This is a genomic window from Streptomyces sp. T12 (assembly GCF_028736035.1).
Classification (GTDB): Bacteria; Actinomycetota; Actinomycetes; order Streptomycetales; family Streptomycetaceae; genus Streptomyces.
Window position 1 is genome coordinate 926307 of sequence record NZ_CP117866.1, and the last position, 15472, is coordinate 941778.

Annotated in this window: 9 protein-coding genes; 5 read left to right on the plus strand and 4 right to left on the minus strand. The window is 68.8% G+C overall.

The genetic code is table 11. The features are described from left to right. Positions 1-305 precede the first annotated feature (305 nt). From PBV52_RS04105 to PBV52_RS04120, 4 genes are all read right to left on the minus strand, one after another. The gene (locus PBV52_RS04105) at positions 306-872 is read right to left on the minus strand and encodes a Uma2 family endonuclease (protein WP_274236893.1); all 567 of its coding nucleotides are present in this window, start codon (positions 870-872) and stop codon (positions 306-308) included. Between the two features lie 343 nt (positions 873-1215). Further along, positions 1216-1626 carry a hypothetical protein gene (locus tag PBV52_RS04110; RefSeq protein ID WP_274236895.1) on the minus strand — a complete coding sequence of 137 codons (411 nt, stop codon included), beginning with the start codon at positions 1624-1626 and terminating at the stop codon, positions 1216-1218. Between the two features lie 65 nt (positions 1627-1691). Beyond that, entirely contained in the window at positions 1692-4589 is a 2898-nt protein-coding gene (locus tag PBV52_RS04115) for an RICIN domain-containing protein (protein WP_274236896.1), read from the minus strand. 176 nt (positions 4590-4765) lie between these two features. Next, complete coding sequence (locus tag PBV52_RS04120) at positions 4766-7573, minus strand: DNRLRE domain-containing protein (RefSeq protein ID WP_274236897.1); 2808 nt, start codon at positions 7571-7573, stop codon at positions 4766-4768. A gap of 447 nt (positions 7574-8020) precedes the next feature. Between PBV52_RS04120 and PBV52_RS04125 the strand changes: the two genes are divergently transcribed. The 5 genes from PBV52_RS04125 to PBV52_RS04145 all read left to right on the plus strand — a co-directional run bounded on the left by PBV52_RS04125 (position 8021) and on the right by PBV52_RS04145 (position 15426). After that, positions 8021-9019: a LacI family DNA-binding transcriptional regulator gene (locus tag PBV52_RS04125; protein WP_274249260.1), complete on the plus strand. Its 999-nt coding sequence runs from the start codon at positions 8021-8023 to the stop codon at positions 9017-9019. 107 nt (positions 9020-9126) lie between these two features. After that, a complete protein-coding gene (locus PBV52_RS04130) occupies positions 9127-12093 on the plus strand; it encodes a glycoside hydrolase family 2 TIM barrel-domain containing protein (protein ID WP_274236898.1) in 2967 nt (988 codons plus the stop codon). A 66-nt stretch (positions 12094-12159) separates the two neighbouring features. Continuing rightward, a complete protein-coding gene (locus PBV52_RS04135; RefSeq protein ID WP_274236899.1) occupies positions 12160-13470 on the plus strand; it encodes an ABC transporter substrate-binding protein in 1311 nt (436 codons plus the stop codon). Between the two features lie 100 nt (positions 13471-13570). Continuing rightward, entirely contained in the window at positions 13571-14551 is a 981-nt protein-coding gene (locus PBV52_RS04140; protein ID WP_274236900.1) for a carbohydrate ABC transporter permease, read from the plus strand. After that, positions 14548-15426: a carbohydrate ABC transporter permease gene (locus PBV52_RS04145; protein WP_274236901.1), complete on the plus strand. Its 879-nt coding sequence runs from the start codon at positions 14548-14550 to the stop codon at positions 15424-15426. Before PBV52_RS04140 ends, PBV52_RS04145 begins: the two co-directional genes overlap by 4 nt. The last annotated feature ends 46 nt before the right edge of the window (positions 15427-15472 follow it).

The window sequence follows — 15472 nt, forward strand, 5'->3', positions numbered from 1 at the left end:
AGCCCCGCAAGCAGATGAAGCGTTCGCATCGTGGGTGGATCGGATGGCTCGCGTGAACCGGTGTTCGCCGGCTGAGGTCGCCGACCTGATGGGGCTGCACCTTCGAGGGGTTTATGCGAATGCCCGGCCCCCTGCGTTCGGAGTGGGATTGGATCTTTGCCGGGGGATGCCTGGCGCTGCCGCGCGGTGCTGTTTCCCCTGGTCAGAACCGTGCGTCGAGCCACTTGATCCGGCTCATGCCGCCCTGCATCGGGCCGTCCGCTCACGCATCGCTCACGCGCCGCCGACTGCTGAGCAGTGCGTGGTCAGATCTGGCCGAGGTCGATCTCCACCGGGAAGGGGGCCACTACCTTGAGGACGCCGGTGAACACGTCTCCGTCCCGGTAGGTCTTCGTCGCGGGGTCGAGAACGTAGGTGTGCACGAGAGGAACGCCTGTCGCGGCCTGCTCGATCCGCCAGTAGAAGCCGATGCCTGCCTTGGCGTACTGGTCGACCTTCACGATCCGGTCGGTGGTCTCCGAGCCCGGCGACACCACCTCCGCGACCAGCAGCACGTGCTCAGGGCGGGTGGGGGTGATGTCGATCGTGTCCGCGCGGTACACGACGACGTCCGGGCGGCGATTGGTGAGCGGGACGTCCTGAAGCCGGACGTCGAAGCCGGTGTCGGCGTTCCACTCCGGGCCCGCGGCGGCATCCAGGGCGTTCGCCAGAATCCGGGCCAGACGGTTGAGCCGCTTGGAGGCACTCGGACTCACGACGACCATCCCGTCCACGATCTCGATGCCAGCGCACTGCTCCTCGGACCAGGAGTCGTACTCCTCCGCCGTGATCTGCTCATGCATCCACGCCGGGGCCACCATCTCGGCTGTCATGAAGCACCTCCCGGACACTGTGCCGCGGCCCGATCCCGCTGGATCGAGCGTACTGTCTGCCATCCGTCCGGCACGCTTGTCCCGCTCACGCACCCTCCACGCCGGCCGTCCTCCGGCCACCCGTGCCGGCACTGGCGGGAGCGGACGAGGCGGGGCCGGTGCTGCCGCTGCGGCCGCGACGGGCTGGCTCTGCGCGACGACCGCTGCCGCAGCTGCCATCCCTACCGCCTCATCGACAAAGCCCGCCCCATCTCCCGGCGGTTCACGCAGCTGGTGATCGCACTACCGACCGGCAAGGGCGGGCCGTTCGAGGCGTCCCGGTAGGCGACAGCGAGGGACCGGACTACGACGAGCAACGGCCCGCTCTGCATACGAGCCGTGGACACCAACCGCTGTTCACCGTCCGGCGCGACTGGGCGCCGGTGCCGGCCCGGCTGCGGAGCACGCCTGCGGGCGAGCCGCCGCTGACCGAGACCGCCCGCCGCTTGGTCGAGGACTTCACCCACGGTCGACACTGGCTCGGCGCCGACACGGCGGTCTTCGAGTCAGCGGCCGCACCGCCACGCTCCAGGCGCAGGACCAGGGCGCGGACGTAGCCCGAACCGTACGTCTCGTCCAGCAGGCGTTCGCTCCAGTTGGCCCCGTCGGCCCACTCGCCCTCGTCCTGCCGCTGGACGTGGACAGGGGTGCCCCACTCGGTCAGCAGGCGGCGCGCGGGTACGCCCGCGCCGTTGACCGGCCGCCACCTGGCCATCCTGTGATGCCGGAGCCAGGCCGCGGCGGCGAGTCGGATCGCCGCCGCTCACGTGCCCAGGGCCGTCACAGCCCCACTGGCTGCCATTCCTGGTTGGAGCCGCTGTTGGCGGGCCACTGGATGACCTTGGCGCCGTCGGCGGTGGATCCACTCTGTACGTCCGCGCACAGCCCGCTCTTGATGTTGACGAGGCGGTAGTAGCCGCTGGTGGCCGCCGGAACGAGCTTCCACCTCTGGTTGGCGGCGTTGGTGTCCGACCACTGGTCCAGGGCTGTGCCGCTGCTGGTGGAGCTGCCCGGGACGTCGAGCACCTTGCCGCTGTTGACGTTGGACAGGCGGTAGGACCCGTCGTAGTCGGGGAGCAGCTTCCACTGTTGGTTGGCGCTGCCGGACCACGTGTACTGGATGACGGGCCCGCCGTCGGAGGTGGAGGAGCCGGAGACGTCCATGACCTTGCCGCTCTTGCGGTTGACCAGCTTGAAGGGGCCGGTCAGCAGGCCGATCGTGATCGTGGTGCTCGTTCCTGCGGTCAGCGAGACGATGCGGGCGTGGTTGCCCAGCGACGACGTGGTGACCGTCGCGCCGGTGCTGATGGATGTGATGCCGCGCCGGCAGATGAAGGTGATGTTCTGGTCGATGTCGGAGGTGAGCGTGACGGTGGCGGTGCGGGCCGCCGTGTCCCAGGTCAGGGATTCGACGGTGATGCGGTTGCGGCCGCGGACGCCGTTGATGGTGCCCTTGTCCAGTTGGTCGGGGAGGGCGGGGAGGATCTCCAGGACTCCGGGACGGCTGTAGACGAGTGCTTCGCCGAGGACGCCGGGGATGGCGTTGGCGGCGTCGCAGTTGTAGATGTCCAGGTTGGGGTTGTGGGAGGTCATCAGACTCCGCCACACCATGTTCTTGCCGTAGATCTTCAGCAGGTTGCCGTAGACGCCGGGGCCGTCCTTCAGGCGGGCGCGGGCCAGCGCCCGGTGGAGGCTGCCGTGGGCGGAATAGTTCTGGTCGCCTCGCTTGTCCAGGGCCGTGCGGGCGTACTTGACCAGGTCGGGCTTGTCCTCGGGGTTGATCTCGTGCAGCGGCCAGGCGCCGTACAGGTGCTGGACGTGCCGGTGGTTGTAGCGGTCGGTCAGGCCCGGCCAGGACCACTCGGCGAGCGCCCCGTCGCTGTTGACGGTGTAGTCGGGCAGCTTGGCGAGCAGGGCGGTCCAGCGTTGCACGCCCTGGCCGCTGCCCTGCTCCAGGCCGAGGGTGTTGGCCGCGTCGATGGCGGCCTGGAGGGCGTGCCGGCCGGCCATGATGTCGCCGGTGGCGTTGATGGAGAACGCCTGGCTGGTGCTGAGCGGGGTGTTCTCCATGGAGTAGGAGGGGACGAAGACAGCCTTGCCGCTGGAGTCGGTGCGGGTGAGGAAGTCCTCGTAGAACAGGGCCAGTTCCATCAGGGCCGGGCCGAGCTTGTTCTTGTAGAAGTCCGCGTCGCCGGTGACCTGGTAGTACTCCAGCAGTGGGTAGAGCAGCCAGTCGGCGCCGCCGGTCCAGGCCTCGCCGGGGAAGCTGCCGCTGTTGAAGTGCAGCATGTGCCCGTACTCGCCGTCGGTGCGGGACGGGGCGAGGAAGCCGCGGGCGCCGTAGAGGTTGGTGGCGTTGTCACGCCAGTGCTGCAGCTGCCCGAGGACCAGGTCGAAGTAGCCCTGCATGGCGTCGGTGAGGTCGAGGATGTTGCCGCCGGCGACCTGCAGGTTGATGTTGGCGTCGGTGGTGAAGTCGTCGGCCCAGGAGCCGTTCCAGGTGCCGGTCCAGATGCCGGTCAGGCGTGGTGGCAGGACACCACTGGAACTGATGAAGAGATAGCGGCCGGAGTCGTACATCCGCTCCAGCAGTGCGACGTCGATGGCGGACGCGTTGCTGTTCTGGCGGGCTATGAGCTCGCTGGTGGCCAGCCGGCGGTCGGCGGCGGAGACGTTCAGGTCGATGCTGGAGCGGTCGTACATGGCCTGGTGCTTCGGTGCGTGGCGGCCCAGGAGAGTGGCGTAATCGGCCGTCAGCGCGGCGAGGGCGGTCTGCAGGGGCTGGCTGTTCCAGCCGGTGGAGGTCTCGTACCGGCCGAGCTTGGTCAGCAGCAGCACCTTGGTGGCCTTGGCGACCACCAGGGTCTGCCCGTCGGCGGTGACGGAGGAGCCGCTGCCGGAGACCACGACGCGGGTGACGCCCTCGTAGCCGTAGGCACCGCCGGAGGGGTAGGTGCCGCGCAGGTTCAGGTAGCCGTCGCCGCTGGTGACGGTGGCGGTGGTGGAGAAGGACACTCTGGTCGGCACGCCCGCAAGAGCGGTGTTGACGCTGATGGTGGTGTCCACGGTGCGGCCGGTGGCGGGCAGCAGCTCGTGGACGATGACCTGGTCGGGGCGGGAGACGAAGACGTGGCGCTTCCAGGTGCCGTACTGGTCGGTCCAGGTGTGGGTGACCTCTCCGGTGCGGAAGTCGGTGATGCGGGCGAAGTCGTTGACGGTGGTCATGCCGGGAGTGCTCAGCTGCAACTCGTAGCCGGGGTGGAAGGTCTGCGTCCAGCGCAGGCTCCAGCCGCCTGCGAAGGTCGTGGAGGCTCCGGAGTAGTCGCCTGCCAGCGCCTTGTCCCGGGCGGCTTCGAGCTTGCCGGAGATCACCGGGGGCATGACGCTGCGGGTGCCGTTGGGCAGCACGAACCGGTGATGATTGAAGATCATCTTCTCGAGCGTCGGCGCCCCGTAGTAGACGGCCCCGTACTCGCCGTTTCCGCTCAGGAACCCGTCGGTCCAGGCGGAGGCGGTGGCGTTGTCCCAGATGCCGCGGTCGGGCAGGGTGACCTGGGGCGGTACGGCCGCGGAGGCCTGGGAGGCGAAGACGAAGCCGGGCAGGGCCGCGGCGCCGGCGGTGAGGGCGGCCGTGGTGAGGAAACGCCGACGGTTGAGGGGAATGTCGGGCAGCGACATGGGGCGACTCCGTTGTCGGACGGTGAGTACAACTGGGCACAGAGGTGCCACCGGTGCGGGTGCGGTGGTGGACAACAGCGCTTTGTCAGACATGCGGTGGCTGGATCAGCCGTCGACGGCAGAACCGGACGGCTGAGGCCGGCCCGTCCCACGGGGGACGGGCCGGCCTCGAGTGTCTACGGGGTCACGGTCACCGCGGGCGCCATTTCGGCGGTCCCGTTGGTGAGCTTCCCGGAGCCGGTCGCGCCTTCGGAGCTGACGAAGCGCAGCTCGTGGTTGGTGCCCCCCGCGTTGCCGACGGCGAGCAGGAGCGTGGACTGATTGGCCGCGTAGGCCTGCTGGACGAAGGAGGTGATGTCGACGGTGATGTCGCGGCCGTCGATGGCGTTGCCCTGATGGGTCCCGCCGCCCTCGGGGACGATGGTCGAACCGAGGGTGAAGGTGGCCGACTTCGCGACGGAGGAGCTCGTGGCGGTGAAGCTCGGCCGGTTCTGCCAGGTCATCGCGTTGACCGGGCAGGACGTGCCGCCGCCGGTGCAGGTGGTGTCGCTGACGGGTTGCACGAGGAGTTGGTCGGTGTCAGTCGACGGGACCGACGAATAGCGGTGGCCGACGTAGGTGAGATGGAGTGTCGCCTGGGTCGGTGCCTTGGTGAGGCCGTTGAGAGGGAACTGGATGTAGGAGAGCTTTCCGTCTCCGGATCCTGTGGTGTACTGCTCGCCCATCAGGCCGACCCCGGTGTTGCGGGTGATGAGGGTCAGGTCCGAGGAGGAGTTCTTGGTCTGGTCGCCCCACCACGCACCCACCCAGGTGTCGCCGTTGGTCGGGGCGCCGGTCTTGACGTTCTGGGTCTGGCCGTTCGCGCCCGTGTAGGTGCTGGTCAGCGTGCCGATCCCGCTCGGCGCCAGCGGGAACTGGCTGGTGTATCTGACGAGCTCGCCGGCGACGCGCAGGTTGTTCAGCGTCACGTTCGTGGCGCCGTTCAACGGGCTGCTGTTCGTCTTCTGCTCCGTGAACCACACGTTGTCGAGCTTGAAGGTGCTGATCGGGGTCTTGGTGTACGTGTACGTGGCGCCCGACCCGTCAGGGTTGGGGGCGAACCCGTAGGTCGCCTGGTCCTCGGCGGTGATGGTCTGGGTGGACCCGTTGCCGCCGTTGAGCCTGATCGGTCCCGACCCGTACCGGGAGGTGTCGAACGAGCTGTTCTTGATCACGATGCTCGAGATACGCGGGTACGGCTTGGGGCTGTTCTGCGTGAAGATGCCGCCGGCCCCCTGCGAGATGGAGTTGAAGTTGTCGAACGTGTAGTTGTTGAGCTTGTATCCCCACGAACTCCATCCGATGCGGATCGAGTTGCCGGCGCCGGCGGACCAGCTCAGCGTGTTGCTGACCGAGATGTTCTTCGATTCCGCGTTGTCCCAGTGGTAGTTGTCGAACCCGAGCTCGTCGGCGACGGCGTCGTGGGCCCCTACCGCGTTGGCATAGCCCTGGACGTCGGGGGTGGCGGTGCCGAGCTGGAAGTTGCCCCACACGCCGGCGGCCATCGGGGTGAATCCGTCGCTGGGGTTGTAGTGGCCGGAGGCGAACGCGTCGTCGTTGCCGAGGGTGAAGACGCCGTTGGCGGTGATGTCCTGGCCGCTCGCGAAGTCGATCCCGTCGATCCACGGCTGGGGGTACGGGGTGAGGGCCTTGATGTTGTTGAACGTCACCCTGTTGGCGCTGTGGGTCTCGTAGTTCCACTGCTTCGAGTCGCGCAGGTAGGTTTCGTTGAACGTGATGTCCGACGAGTGCATGACCATGACGCCGCCCTGGTGCTGGCTGCGGTAGGCGTCGTGCGAGTCACCGACGCTGCGGGCGTTGTAGTTCGCCACGCCGTTGCCGTCGAAGACACCGCGACCGTCGATTTCGATGTTGCTCGAGTTGATGATCCCGACCGCCGGCTCGAACGCCTCCATGTACCCCTGGATGCGGTTCTTCAGCAGGGCCCCTTCGCCGGTGTAGATCTTCAGCTTGCCGCCCTTGAGCTTGCTGCCGTCCACACCGTTGACCATGAGACCGGACCACGTGTACGTGCCGTTCGGGAAGTAGAGCGTGTTGAGCGCCGTGGGGTTGGCCTTGATGGTGTCGATGGCGGCCTTCAGGGCGTACGTGACGTCGTTGGCGGCCATCGCCCGCACATTCGGGTACCGCACATTGACGGTGCTCGCGCTCACCAGGGTCCCGGCCGAGGTCTTCTGACCGGCGGGGATGGCGGTGCCGTTGACGGTCTTGCCGGCCATGGAGCTCGTCGTCGCGGCGGGAGCCTTCTGAGCCGTGCTGTTCGGGTTCGCCGCGAGGTACTTCGCGGCGAACTCCTGGAAGTTGAGGACACCGGTCTGCAGGTTGACGCCGGAACCGTCCGGTGCGCTCGAGGTGTTCGGACGCTGCGCCGGGTCTTCCAGAGGGTCGTTGATGACCGCCAGGTAGGGCTGTCCCGTCACGCTGGTCGAGTCGCCGTTGACCATCACGATCGCTTGGTTCAACCCGGCGTCGGCTGACATCTGGAACGTCAGGGTGTGCTTGTCCGCGCTCACCGAGACGCTGCCGGACGGGTAGTAGCGCGCCGGGTAGACGTTCACCGTGTCAATCGTGGTGTTGGGCAGCGTGACCGTGATCGTCGGTGTCCGGGAGTCCGACGCGAAGCGCGCGATGTCGAAGTTGTTGCGGTTCGCGGTGTACCGCACAGCCTGGACGGGAGTGCCGGCGACTTGCACCTGGTACTTGGTGGACGCCTGGTCCGGGGACGTCGTCGTACCGCCTCCCACACCCGTCGGCGCGTACGTGTGGACGGTGGTGGCGGCGTGTGCGGGACCGGTGCCGGTGAGCACGAGGCTCGCCACCGCGATGGTGGCGCCGGCAGCGGCCGCGATGAAGCGCTTCACGCGCGAGCTGCGTCGCGCCGGGGCGGGGTTCGGGTCGGCGGCGTCGCCGGCCGGTCTGATCATGCCTGTCTCTCCTCAGGACGAGACCTTTGCAGGTCTGTTCAGGCGCTCGCCGTCTGCTGGAGACGGCGCGGAGCATTCGCGATGCCGCGGCCGGACCGCGGCCGTCGGGGCCGTCGCGGTCGAGGGGACCACCACGACGCACCGAGCGGGGTGACGCGGGTGAGGTCGAGTGGTGTTTCGCACGGTGGGTCAGGGTGGCTCCACCGCATTGACCGATCCACGGGATCGGGCATGGCGGGGACGTTACTGTCGTATTTCCGGAACCGTCAATGCTCCGTACACTTCAAGTCGCGGAAACAGTCGTGAGCGGCCTGCGACGCCCTCACCATGCTCCGTAACGGCTGAATCACGGCCGCCGCGCGAAGACTTGCCCTGTTGCGACAGTCGCCCTACGCTGACGCCACTTTCGTGGATCGATAAACGTTTCAGGGGGCGTACGTGGTGACAATGGCGGAGGTGGCAGCTCGGGCGGGCGTTACCAAGCAGACCGTCTCCAACGTGGTGTCCGGCAAGAAGGTGCGGCCGGAGACCCTGGCGAAGGTGAACAAGGCGATCGCCGACCTCGGCTACAAGCCGAACCTGGTGGCGCGCTCGCTGCGCACCGGCAGCACGTCGACGGTGGGGCTGTTCGTGCCGTCGGTGGCCAACCCGTTCTATTCGGAGGTGGTCGAGGAGGTGGAGAACCTCCTGGTCGGCCGCGGATACAACCTGCTGCTCGCCACGACGCGCGACGATCCCGACTACACCCGGGCCCACCTGGAGAACCTCGCCGCGCGCTCGGTGGACGCACTGCTGGTCGCCTGCGACAACGGCGTCGCACAGCAGCTGCCGATGCTCGTCGAGGCCGCCTTCCCGGTCGCGCTGTTCGCCTGGGAGGGGGACTGGCCGACCATGCTGCCGGTGGTGTCCATCGACTACGAACACGCCGGGTTCCTGGCCGGGCGCTACCTGAGGGATCTCGGCCACCGGAACGTCGCGGTGATCGCCGATCTCCCCGCGCACGAGCCGCGCGTGGCCGGGTTGCGCCGGGCGTTCGCCGACCACGGGCTGGCCATCGACGACCGCAAGGTGTTCGCCTGCACCAGGGACGACGCCGCCGGCGGGTTCGACGCGGGCCGTGCGGCACTGGAGGCGGATCCGGAGCTGACGGCGATCTTCGCCACCCACGACATCCTGGCCCTCGGTGCCGTCGAGGCGGTGGTCCGGTCCGGGCGGCGGGTCCCCAGCGACGTCAGTGTTGTCGGCTTCGACGACATCGCCCAGGTCGGACAGATCCAACCAGCGCTGACCACGGTCACCGTCCCGAAGCGGGAGATGGCCCAGCAGGCAGTCGAGCTGCTGCTGCGCGCCGTCGACTCCGGCCGGCCGCCGACCAACGTTCTCACGCTGCTGCGCCCGACCCTGACCATCCGGGACAGCAGCGCCCCGCCCCGGGCGACCGGATAGCACCTTGCACCGCTCGACCTGCACGTCACCCCATGAGCCGCCGGCACGCTCCTGCCGGGCCGGCCTCACGCCACCGCTACGAGTTGCGACAGAAGGCACGTCCACTGATGAAAGACCTCGACCCCAACGCCTACGTCGAAGACCGGTCGCCGGGCATCGGACGACTGCGACCGCGCGCCGCGTTCGCTTCCGACGTGCCCACGATCGCGCTCGACGGCGACTGGAGATTCCGACTGGCGTCAGGGCTGGACGACCTCACCGGTGACTTCGCCGCGCCGGACTTCGACGACACCTCCTGGGACCTGCTCGCCGTGCCGTCCTGCTGGCAGATGAACGGCCTGCCCGGCGAGCCGCGCTACGGTGCCCCCGCCTACACCAACATCCTGTACCCGTTCCCGGTCGACCCGCCGCGGGTGCCCCGGCAGAACCCGACCGGCGAGTACCGCCGTGAGTTCGACGTTCCGGACGGGTTCCCGGCATCGGCCGCGGTGCTCCGGTTCGAGGGCGTCGACTCCGCGTTCGCGGTGTGGCTCAACGGGATCCGGCTCGGCGACGGCAAGGGCAGCCGCCTGACCACCGAGTTCGACGTCTCGGCCGGTCTGCGGCCCGGCCGGAACGTACTCGCGGTCCGCGTGCACCAGTGGTCGTCCGGCAGTTACCTGGAAGACCAGGACATGTGGTGGCTGTCCGGGATCTTCCGGTCGGTTTCCGTGGCCGCCCGCGGTGTCGAGGACTTCTTCGTCCACGCCGCCTACGACCACACGACGGGGCAGGGCACCCTGGCCGTCGACGTCACCGCCCCTGCCCGGGTGTCCCTGTCGGTGCCCGAGCTCGGCATATCCGGCGCCGATCCGGCCGGCCCGCACGTGATCGACGGCGTCGAGCCCTGGTCGGACGAGCAGCCGCGCCTGTACAAGGGGGAACTGGTCTCCGAAGCCGGGGAGCGGATACCGCTGCGCATCGGCTTCCGCACCGTGGCCGTCGTGGACGGTGTGCTGACCGCGAACGGCAGGCCGATCTCCCTGCGGGGCGTCAACCGCCACGAGTGGCACCCGCTGACGGGGCGGACCCTGACCGAGGACACCATGCTGACCGACGTGCTGCTCATGAAGCAGCACAACATCAACGCGGTGCGCACCGCCCACTACCCACCCGACCACCGTTTCCTGGACCTGTGCGACGAGCACGGCCTGTGGGTGTTCTGCGAGGGTGACCTCGAGACGCACGGCTTCGAACCCGGCGGCTGGCAGCGCAACCCCAGCGACGACCCCGCGTGGCACGAGGCCTACCTGGACCGGGCCGCGCGGCTGGTGGAGCGCGACAAGAACCACCCCTCGGTCATCGTCTGGTCGCTGGGGAACGAGTCCGGCACCGGAGCCAACCTGGCCGCCGCGGCCGCGTGGATCCGGCAGCGCGACGACAGCCGCCTGATCCACTACGAGGGCGACTTCGCGAGCTGCGCGTACGTCGACCTGTACTCCCGCATGTACATCGGTGTGGACGAGCTGGCCGCCGTGGGACGCGGCCAGGAGGCGCCGACGGCGGATCCGGCCGACGACGCACACCGCCGCGCCCTGCCGGCCGTGCTGTGCGAGTACGGACACGCCATGGGCACCGGCCCCGGCGGGCTGTCCGAGTACCAGCAGGTCATCGAGGCACATCCGCGCCTGGCCGGTGGATTCATCTGGGAGTGGATCGACCACGGGATCGCCCGGCTCACCGGGCAGGAGGACCCCCACTCGTTCTACGCCTACGGCGGCGACTTCGGCGAGGAGGTCCACGACGGCAATTTCGTCGCCGACGGGCTGCTCTTCCCCGACCGCACGCCGTCGCCGGGCCTGGTCGAGTACAAGAAGGTCATCGAACCGGTCCGGATCCACATCGACCCGGCGACTCGGCAGATCGGCGTGCACAACCTGCACCACGTCCGCGACAGCGGCTACCTGGACTTCCAGTGGACCGTCGAGGACGGCGGCGAGCCGGTGGGCTCCGGCGGCCTGACCGTGCCCGCGACCGCTCCGGGCGCGACGACAACCCTCGCATGGCCCGCCGACGTCACCGCCGCGCTCGATGCGGCGCGCAAGAACGACTCCGGCCACGAGGTGTGGCTGACCGTGACCGCGGTGCTCGCCGCCGACGAGACCTGGGCCGGGGCCGGCCACGAGATCGCCTGGGCCCAGGGGCTGGTCGTGGCTCCGGCCGCCTCGCCGGTGCCCTTCACGCCGGCGCCGGCGATCGCCCACGACGGGTACATCGCACTGGGTCCCGCGCGGTTCGACGCCCGCAGCGGAGTGCTGACACGGCTCGGCGACCTGGAGCTCGACGGTCCGCGACTGGACGTCTGGCGGGCCCCGATCGACAACGACCTGCTCAGCGCCTTCGGCGAGCCGCAGACCGACGCTTGGTTCGCCGCCGGACTGCACCGGATGCGCCACGACGTCCTGGGTGTCGAGCCCGACGCGTCGGGGCTCACGGTCACCGCCCGGCTGGCCGCCGCCGGGTCCTCCTGCGGGCTCGGCGTGGTCTACCGCTGGACGGCCTGCGACACACCGAACGCGGGCCAGGCCCGGCTCCGGCTGGAAGCCGTCGTCACCCCCGACGGCCCATGGTCGGTGCCGCTGCCCCGGCTGGGGGTCGCGATGTCGCTGCCCGGCACCGACGCCGAAGTCGAGTGGTTCGGTCCCGGCCCCGGTGAGGCGTACCGCGACTCCCGCGCCTCGGCCCGCGTCGGCCGCCACCTGTCGACCGTCTCGGCGATGCAGGTCCCTCAGATCCGCCCGCAGGAGAACGGCAACCGCCACCAAGTCCGCCGCGCCAGGATCACAACCCCAGGCGGCACGCTGCTCATCACCGGCGCCCCGGTCATCGACCTGACCGTTCGCCCCTGGAGCACCGAAGCCCTGGCCGCCGCGGCCCACCAGCACGACCTGGTTCGCGACGGCAGACTCCATCTGCACCTTGACCACGCCCACCACGGCCTCGGCAGCACAGCCTGCGGCCCGGGCCCGTCGGCACCGGACGTCCTGGCCGCGGTCACCACCGCGTTCGGCGTGGAGTTCGGCACCAGCCGGTAGACGGGCCTTGCCCGCCCGCCCACCGGCCATCCAGCAAGTCCGCCCCTGTCACAGAAGGTTCCTCACATGAACAGCACCACCATACGCACCCGCAGACTCCTGACGATCACCACCGCGGCGCTCCTCGTGGCCGGCCTCGGCGCGTGCAGCAGCACCGAGAGCACCTCCGACAACTCGGAGAAGAGCCAGGCCGGGCCGGTGAAGATGGAGTTCTGGGGCTGGGCCGGCTACGAGAAGATCGTCGACCAGTGGAACGCCTCCCACCCGAACGCCAAGGTCACCTTCAAGAAGATTCCGTCGGGCGGCACGGGCGGCTACACCCAGATCAGCAACGCGATCACCGCCGGCGAGGGCCCGTGCCTGGCCCAGATCGAGTACCAGGCCATCCCGTCGATGCTCGTGAAGAACACGGTCATGGACATCACGAAGTACGCGAGCGCCGACATGGCCAAGTTCGTCCCGTCGGCGGTCTCCGCCTCCAGCATCGGCGGCAAGATCTACGGAGTCCCGGTGGACGTCGGCCCGATGGTCCTCTTCTACCGCAAGGATCTGTTCGCCAAGTACGGCATCACCAAGCCGCCGGCCACCTGGGCCGAGTACAAGGCCGACGCCAAGAAGGTCGCCGCCGCCGATCCGAGCGTGAAGTTCGGCAACGCGCCTAGCGAGGGCAACGATCTGGCGGCCTACAGCCTGCAGACTGGCCAGTCCTGGTACTCGGTCCAGGGAGACAGCTGGACCGTCAGCATCGACAACCCCGGCACCCGCAAGGTCGCCGCCTTCTGGCAGGACCTGACGGACAAGGGTCTGGTGTCGAAGACCGGCAACGCCTGGGACCCGAAGTTCAACAAGGCCGCCACAGCCGGCAAGGTACTGACGTTCGTCAACGCGTCCTGGGCCGCCGGCGGCCTGAAGTCTGACCTGAAGGACCTGTCCGGCAAGTGGGCGGTCGCCCCGATGCCGACCTGGGAGGCCGGCGACGGCAAGAGCTCCAGCAACGGCGGCTCGGCCACCTCGGTGATGACCGGGTGCAAGTCGCCCCGCGAAGCCGCGCAGTTCGCCGCGTTCCTGTCCAGCGACCCGCAGGCCGTGAAGACGGGCATCGAAAGCGGGCTGTACCCGGCGTCGAAGGCCGGACAGGACGACCCGGCGCTGAAGGCAGGCGACCCGTACTTCGGCGGCCAGAAGGTCGGCGACCTGTACAAGGCCTCCGCCGCGCAGGTGCCCAGCACCTGGACCAACGGCCCGACCTATCAGCAGGTCCAGACGGACCTCACCGGCGCCATGGGCAAGGGCACCCTGCCGGACGCGGTCACCAAGGTCCAGGCCTCGACGGTCGCCGCGATCAAGAAGCTCGGGCTGTCGGTGACCAACGGCTGAGGCCGCGGAACTCCAGCCGCCCCGAAGGGTTCCCGCGGCCGCCCGTACCCGGCGCCGCGGGGACCCGCTCCCTGACGACGAACCGCCCAGCGAGGTTTCCATGAGCAGTCCCAGCAGCACCCGGGCCGCGTCACCGCCGCGGCCGGTGCCCGCGGGCACCCCCCGGGTCTCCGCCTTCGGCCGGCCTCGGCGCACCGGCCGCCGTACCGCGTTGACCGCGTCGGTTTTCCTGGCGCCGTTCGCGGTGCTCTTCCTGACCATGATGGTCGCGCCGATCTGTTACGCGATCTACCAGAGCTTCTTCACCGTCCGCCGCGCCGGGCTGTTCGGCGGTGCGCAGTCCACAGAGTTCGCGGGACTGTCCAACTACGCCGCCGCCTTCGGCGACCACGACTTCACCGCGTCGATCGTCCGGGTCGTGCTGCTGGGCTGCGTCCAGGTCCCGGTCATGCTCGGCCTGGCCCTCTTGCTCGCGCTCCTGCTGGACTCCCGCTCGGCCCGGCTGCGGAAGACCTACCGGCTCACGTTCTTCCTGCCCTACGCGCTGCCGGGTGCGATCGCCGCGTTGATGTGGTCCTTCCTCCTGGCGAAAGACCTCTCGCCGTTCACCGGACCGCTGTCCCACCTCGGGATCGACGTCGACTTCCTGTCGCCGTCGTGGGTTCCGGTCTCGATCGGGAACATGATCACGTGGGGCTGGACCGGCTACAACATGCTGATCATCTACTCCGCGCTGCAGACGATCCCGGCGGAGGTGATGGAGGCCGCCGCGCTCGACGGCTGCACCGGATGGCGCCTGGCGTGGGCGGTGAAGATCCCGCTGGTACGTCCCGCGCTGGTGCTGACCACGATCTTCTCCATCATCGGGACGGCGCAGCTGTACACCGAGCCGGCGGTGCTGGTCAGCGCGCGCATCCCGGGCATCGACCCGAAGTTCTCCCCGATCATGAACGCGACCCTGGGCATGGACGTGGGCGGCCAGAACCTGGCCGCCGCCCAGTCCGTCGTGCTCGCGCTGATCACCCTCGTGCTCTCGTTCGGCTTTCTCAAGTACAACCAGCGCAAGGGAGCGATGGCATGAGCGTGATTTCGGCCGACCGACCGACCCGACCGACCCGCCGCGGCACCGACATCGCGAGCAAGGTCGTCGTCAACGGCATGCTGGGCCTGATGGCCCTGTACACGCTGATCCCGCTGTGGTGGCTGTTCGTCTCCGCGACCAAAGCCTCGGGCTACCTCTATACCGGTACGCCGCTGTGGTTCTCCCACTTCGACCTGGTCACCAACATCAGAGACGTGTTCAGCTTCGAGGGCGGCATCTTCTCCACCTGGCTCGCCAACAGCGCGCTGTACAGTTTCGTCGGCGCCACCGTCGGCACCCTGCTGTCCGCGATGGCCGGCTACGCGCTGTCCAAGTTCAGCTTCCGCGGCCGGGAAAGCGTGTTCAACGTCGTCCTCGCCTCGGTTCTCATCCCGGCGCCGATGTTCGCCCTGCCGTTGTTCCTGCTCATGGCCAAGCTCGACATCACCAACTCCTACTGGTCGGTGCTGCTGCCCAGCTGTGTCAGCCCGTTCGGCGTCTACCTGTGCCGGATCTTCGCCGCGGCGTCCGTCCCGGACGAACTCCTTGAGGCCGCACGGATCGACGGAGCAGGCGAACAGCGCACCTTCTTCCGGATCGCCCTGCCGCTGATGTCCCCGGCACTGGTGACCGTCTTCCTGTTCCAGTTCGTCGGCATCTGGAACAACTACCTGCTGCCCTCGCTCATGCTCAACACCCCCTCACTGCAGCCCGTCACGGTGGGCCTGGTGCAGTGGCGCGCGGAGTTCGCCAGCGGAGTGCCGCCGTTGCTGCCGATCACCGGTGCGTTCCTGTCGCTGATCCCTCTGCTCGTCGCCTTCGTCAGTCTCCAGCGGTTCTGGCGCAAGGGCCTGACCGCAGGCGCCGTCAAGTAGCGCGTTCGCTGCCCCACGCCCCTCCTGAACTGCAAAGGACCACTGC

Bases quoted from the DNA above. Each gene is read 5' to 3' on its own strand.
- PBV52_RS04105 (WP_274236893.1), bottom strand. From the start codon at position 872: ATGACAGCCGAGATGGTGGCCCCGGCGTGGATGCATGAGCAGATCACG.
- PBV52_RS04110 (WP_274236895.1), bottom strand. From the start codon at position 1,626: ATGGCCAGGTGGCGGCCGGTCAACGGCGCGGGCGTACCCGCGCGCCGC.
- PBV52_RS04115 (WP_274236896.1), bottom strand. From the start codon at position 4,589: ATGTCGCTGCCCGACATTCCCCTCAACCGTCGGCGTTTCCTCACCACG.
- PBV52_RS04120 (WP_274236897.1), bottom strand. From the start codon at position 7,573: ATGATCAGACCGGCCGGCGACGCCGCCGACCCGAACCCCGCCCCGGCG.
- PBV52_RS04125 (WP_274249260.1), top strand. From the start codon at position 8,021: ATGGCGGAGGTGGCAGCTCGGGCGGGCGTTACCAAGCAGACCGTCTCC.
- PBV52_RS04130 (WP_274236898.1), top strand. From the start codon at position 9,127: ATGAAAGACCTCGACCCCAACGCCTACGTCGAAGACCGGTCGCCGGGC.
- PBV52_RS04135 (WP_274236899.1), top strand. From the start codon at position 12,160: ATGAACAGCACCACCATACGCACCCGCAGACTCCTGACGATCACCACC.
- PBV52_RS04140 (WP_274236900.1), top strand. From the start codon at position 13,571: ATGAGCAGTCCCAGCAGCACCCGGGCCGCGTCACCGCCGCGGCCGGTG.
- PBV52_RS04145 (WP_274236901.1), top strand. From the start codon at position 14,548: ATGAGCGTGATTTCGGCCGACCGACCGACCCGACCGACCCGCCGCGGC.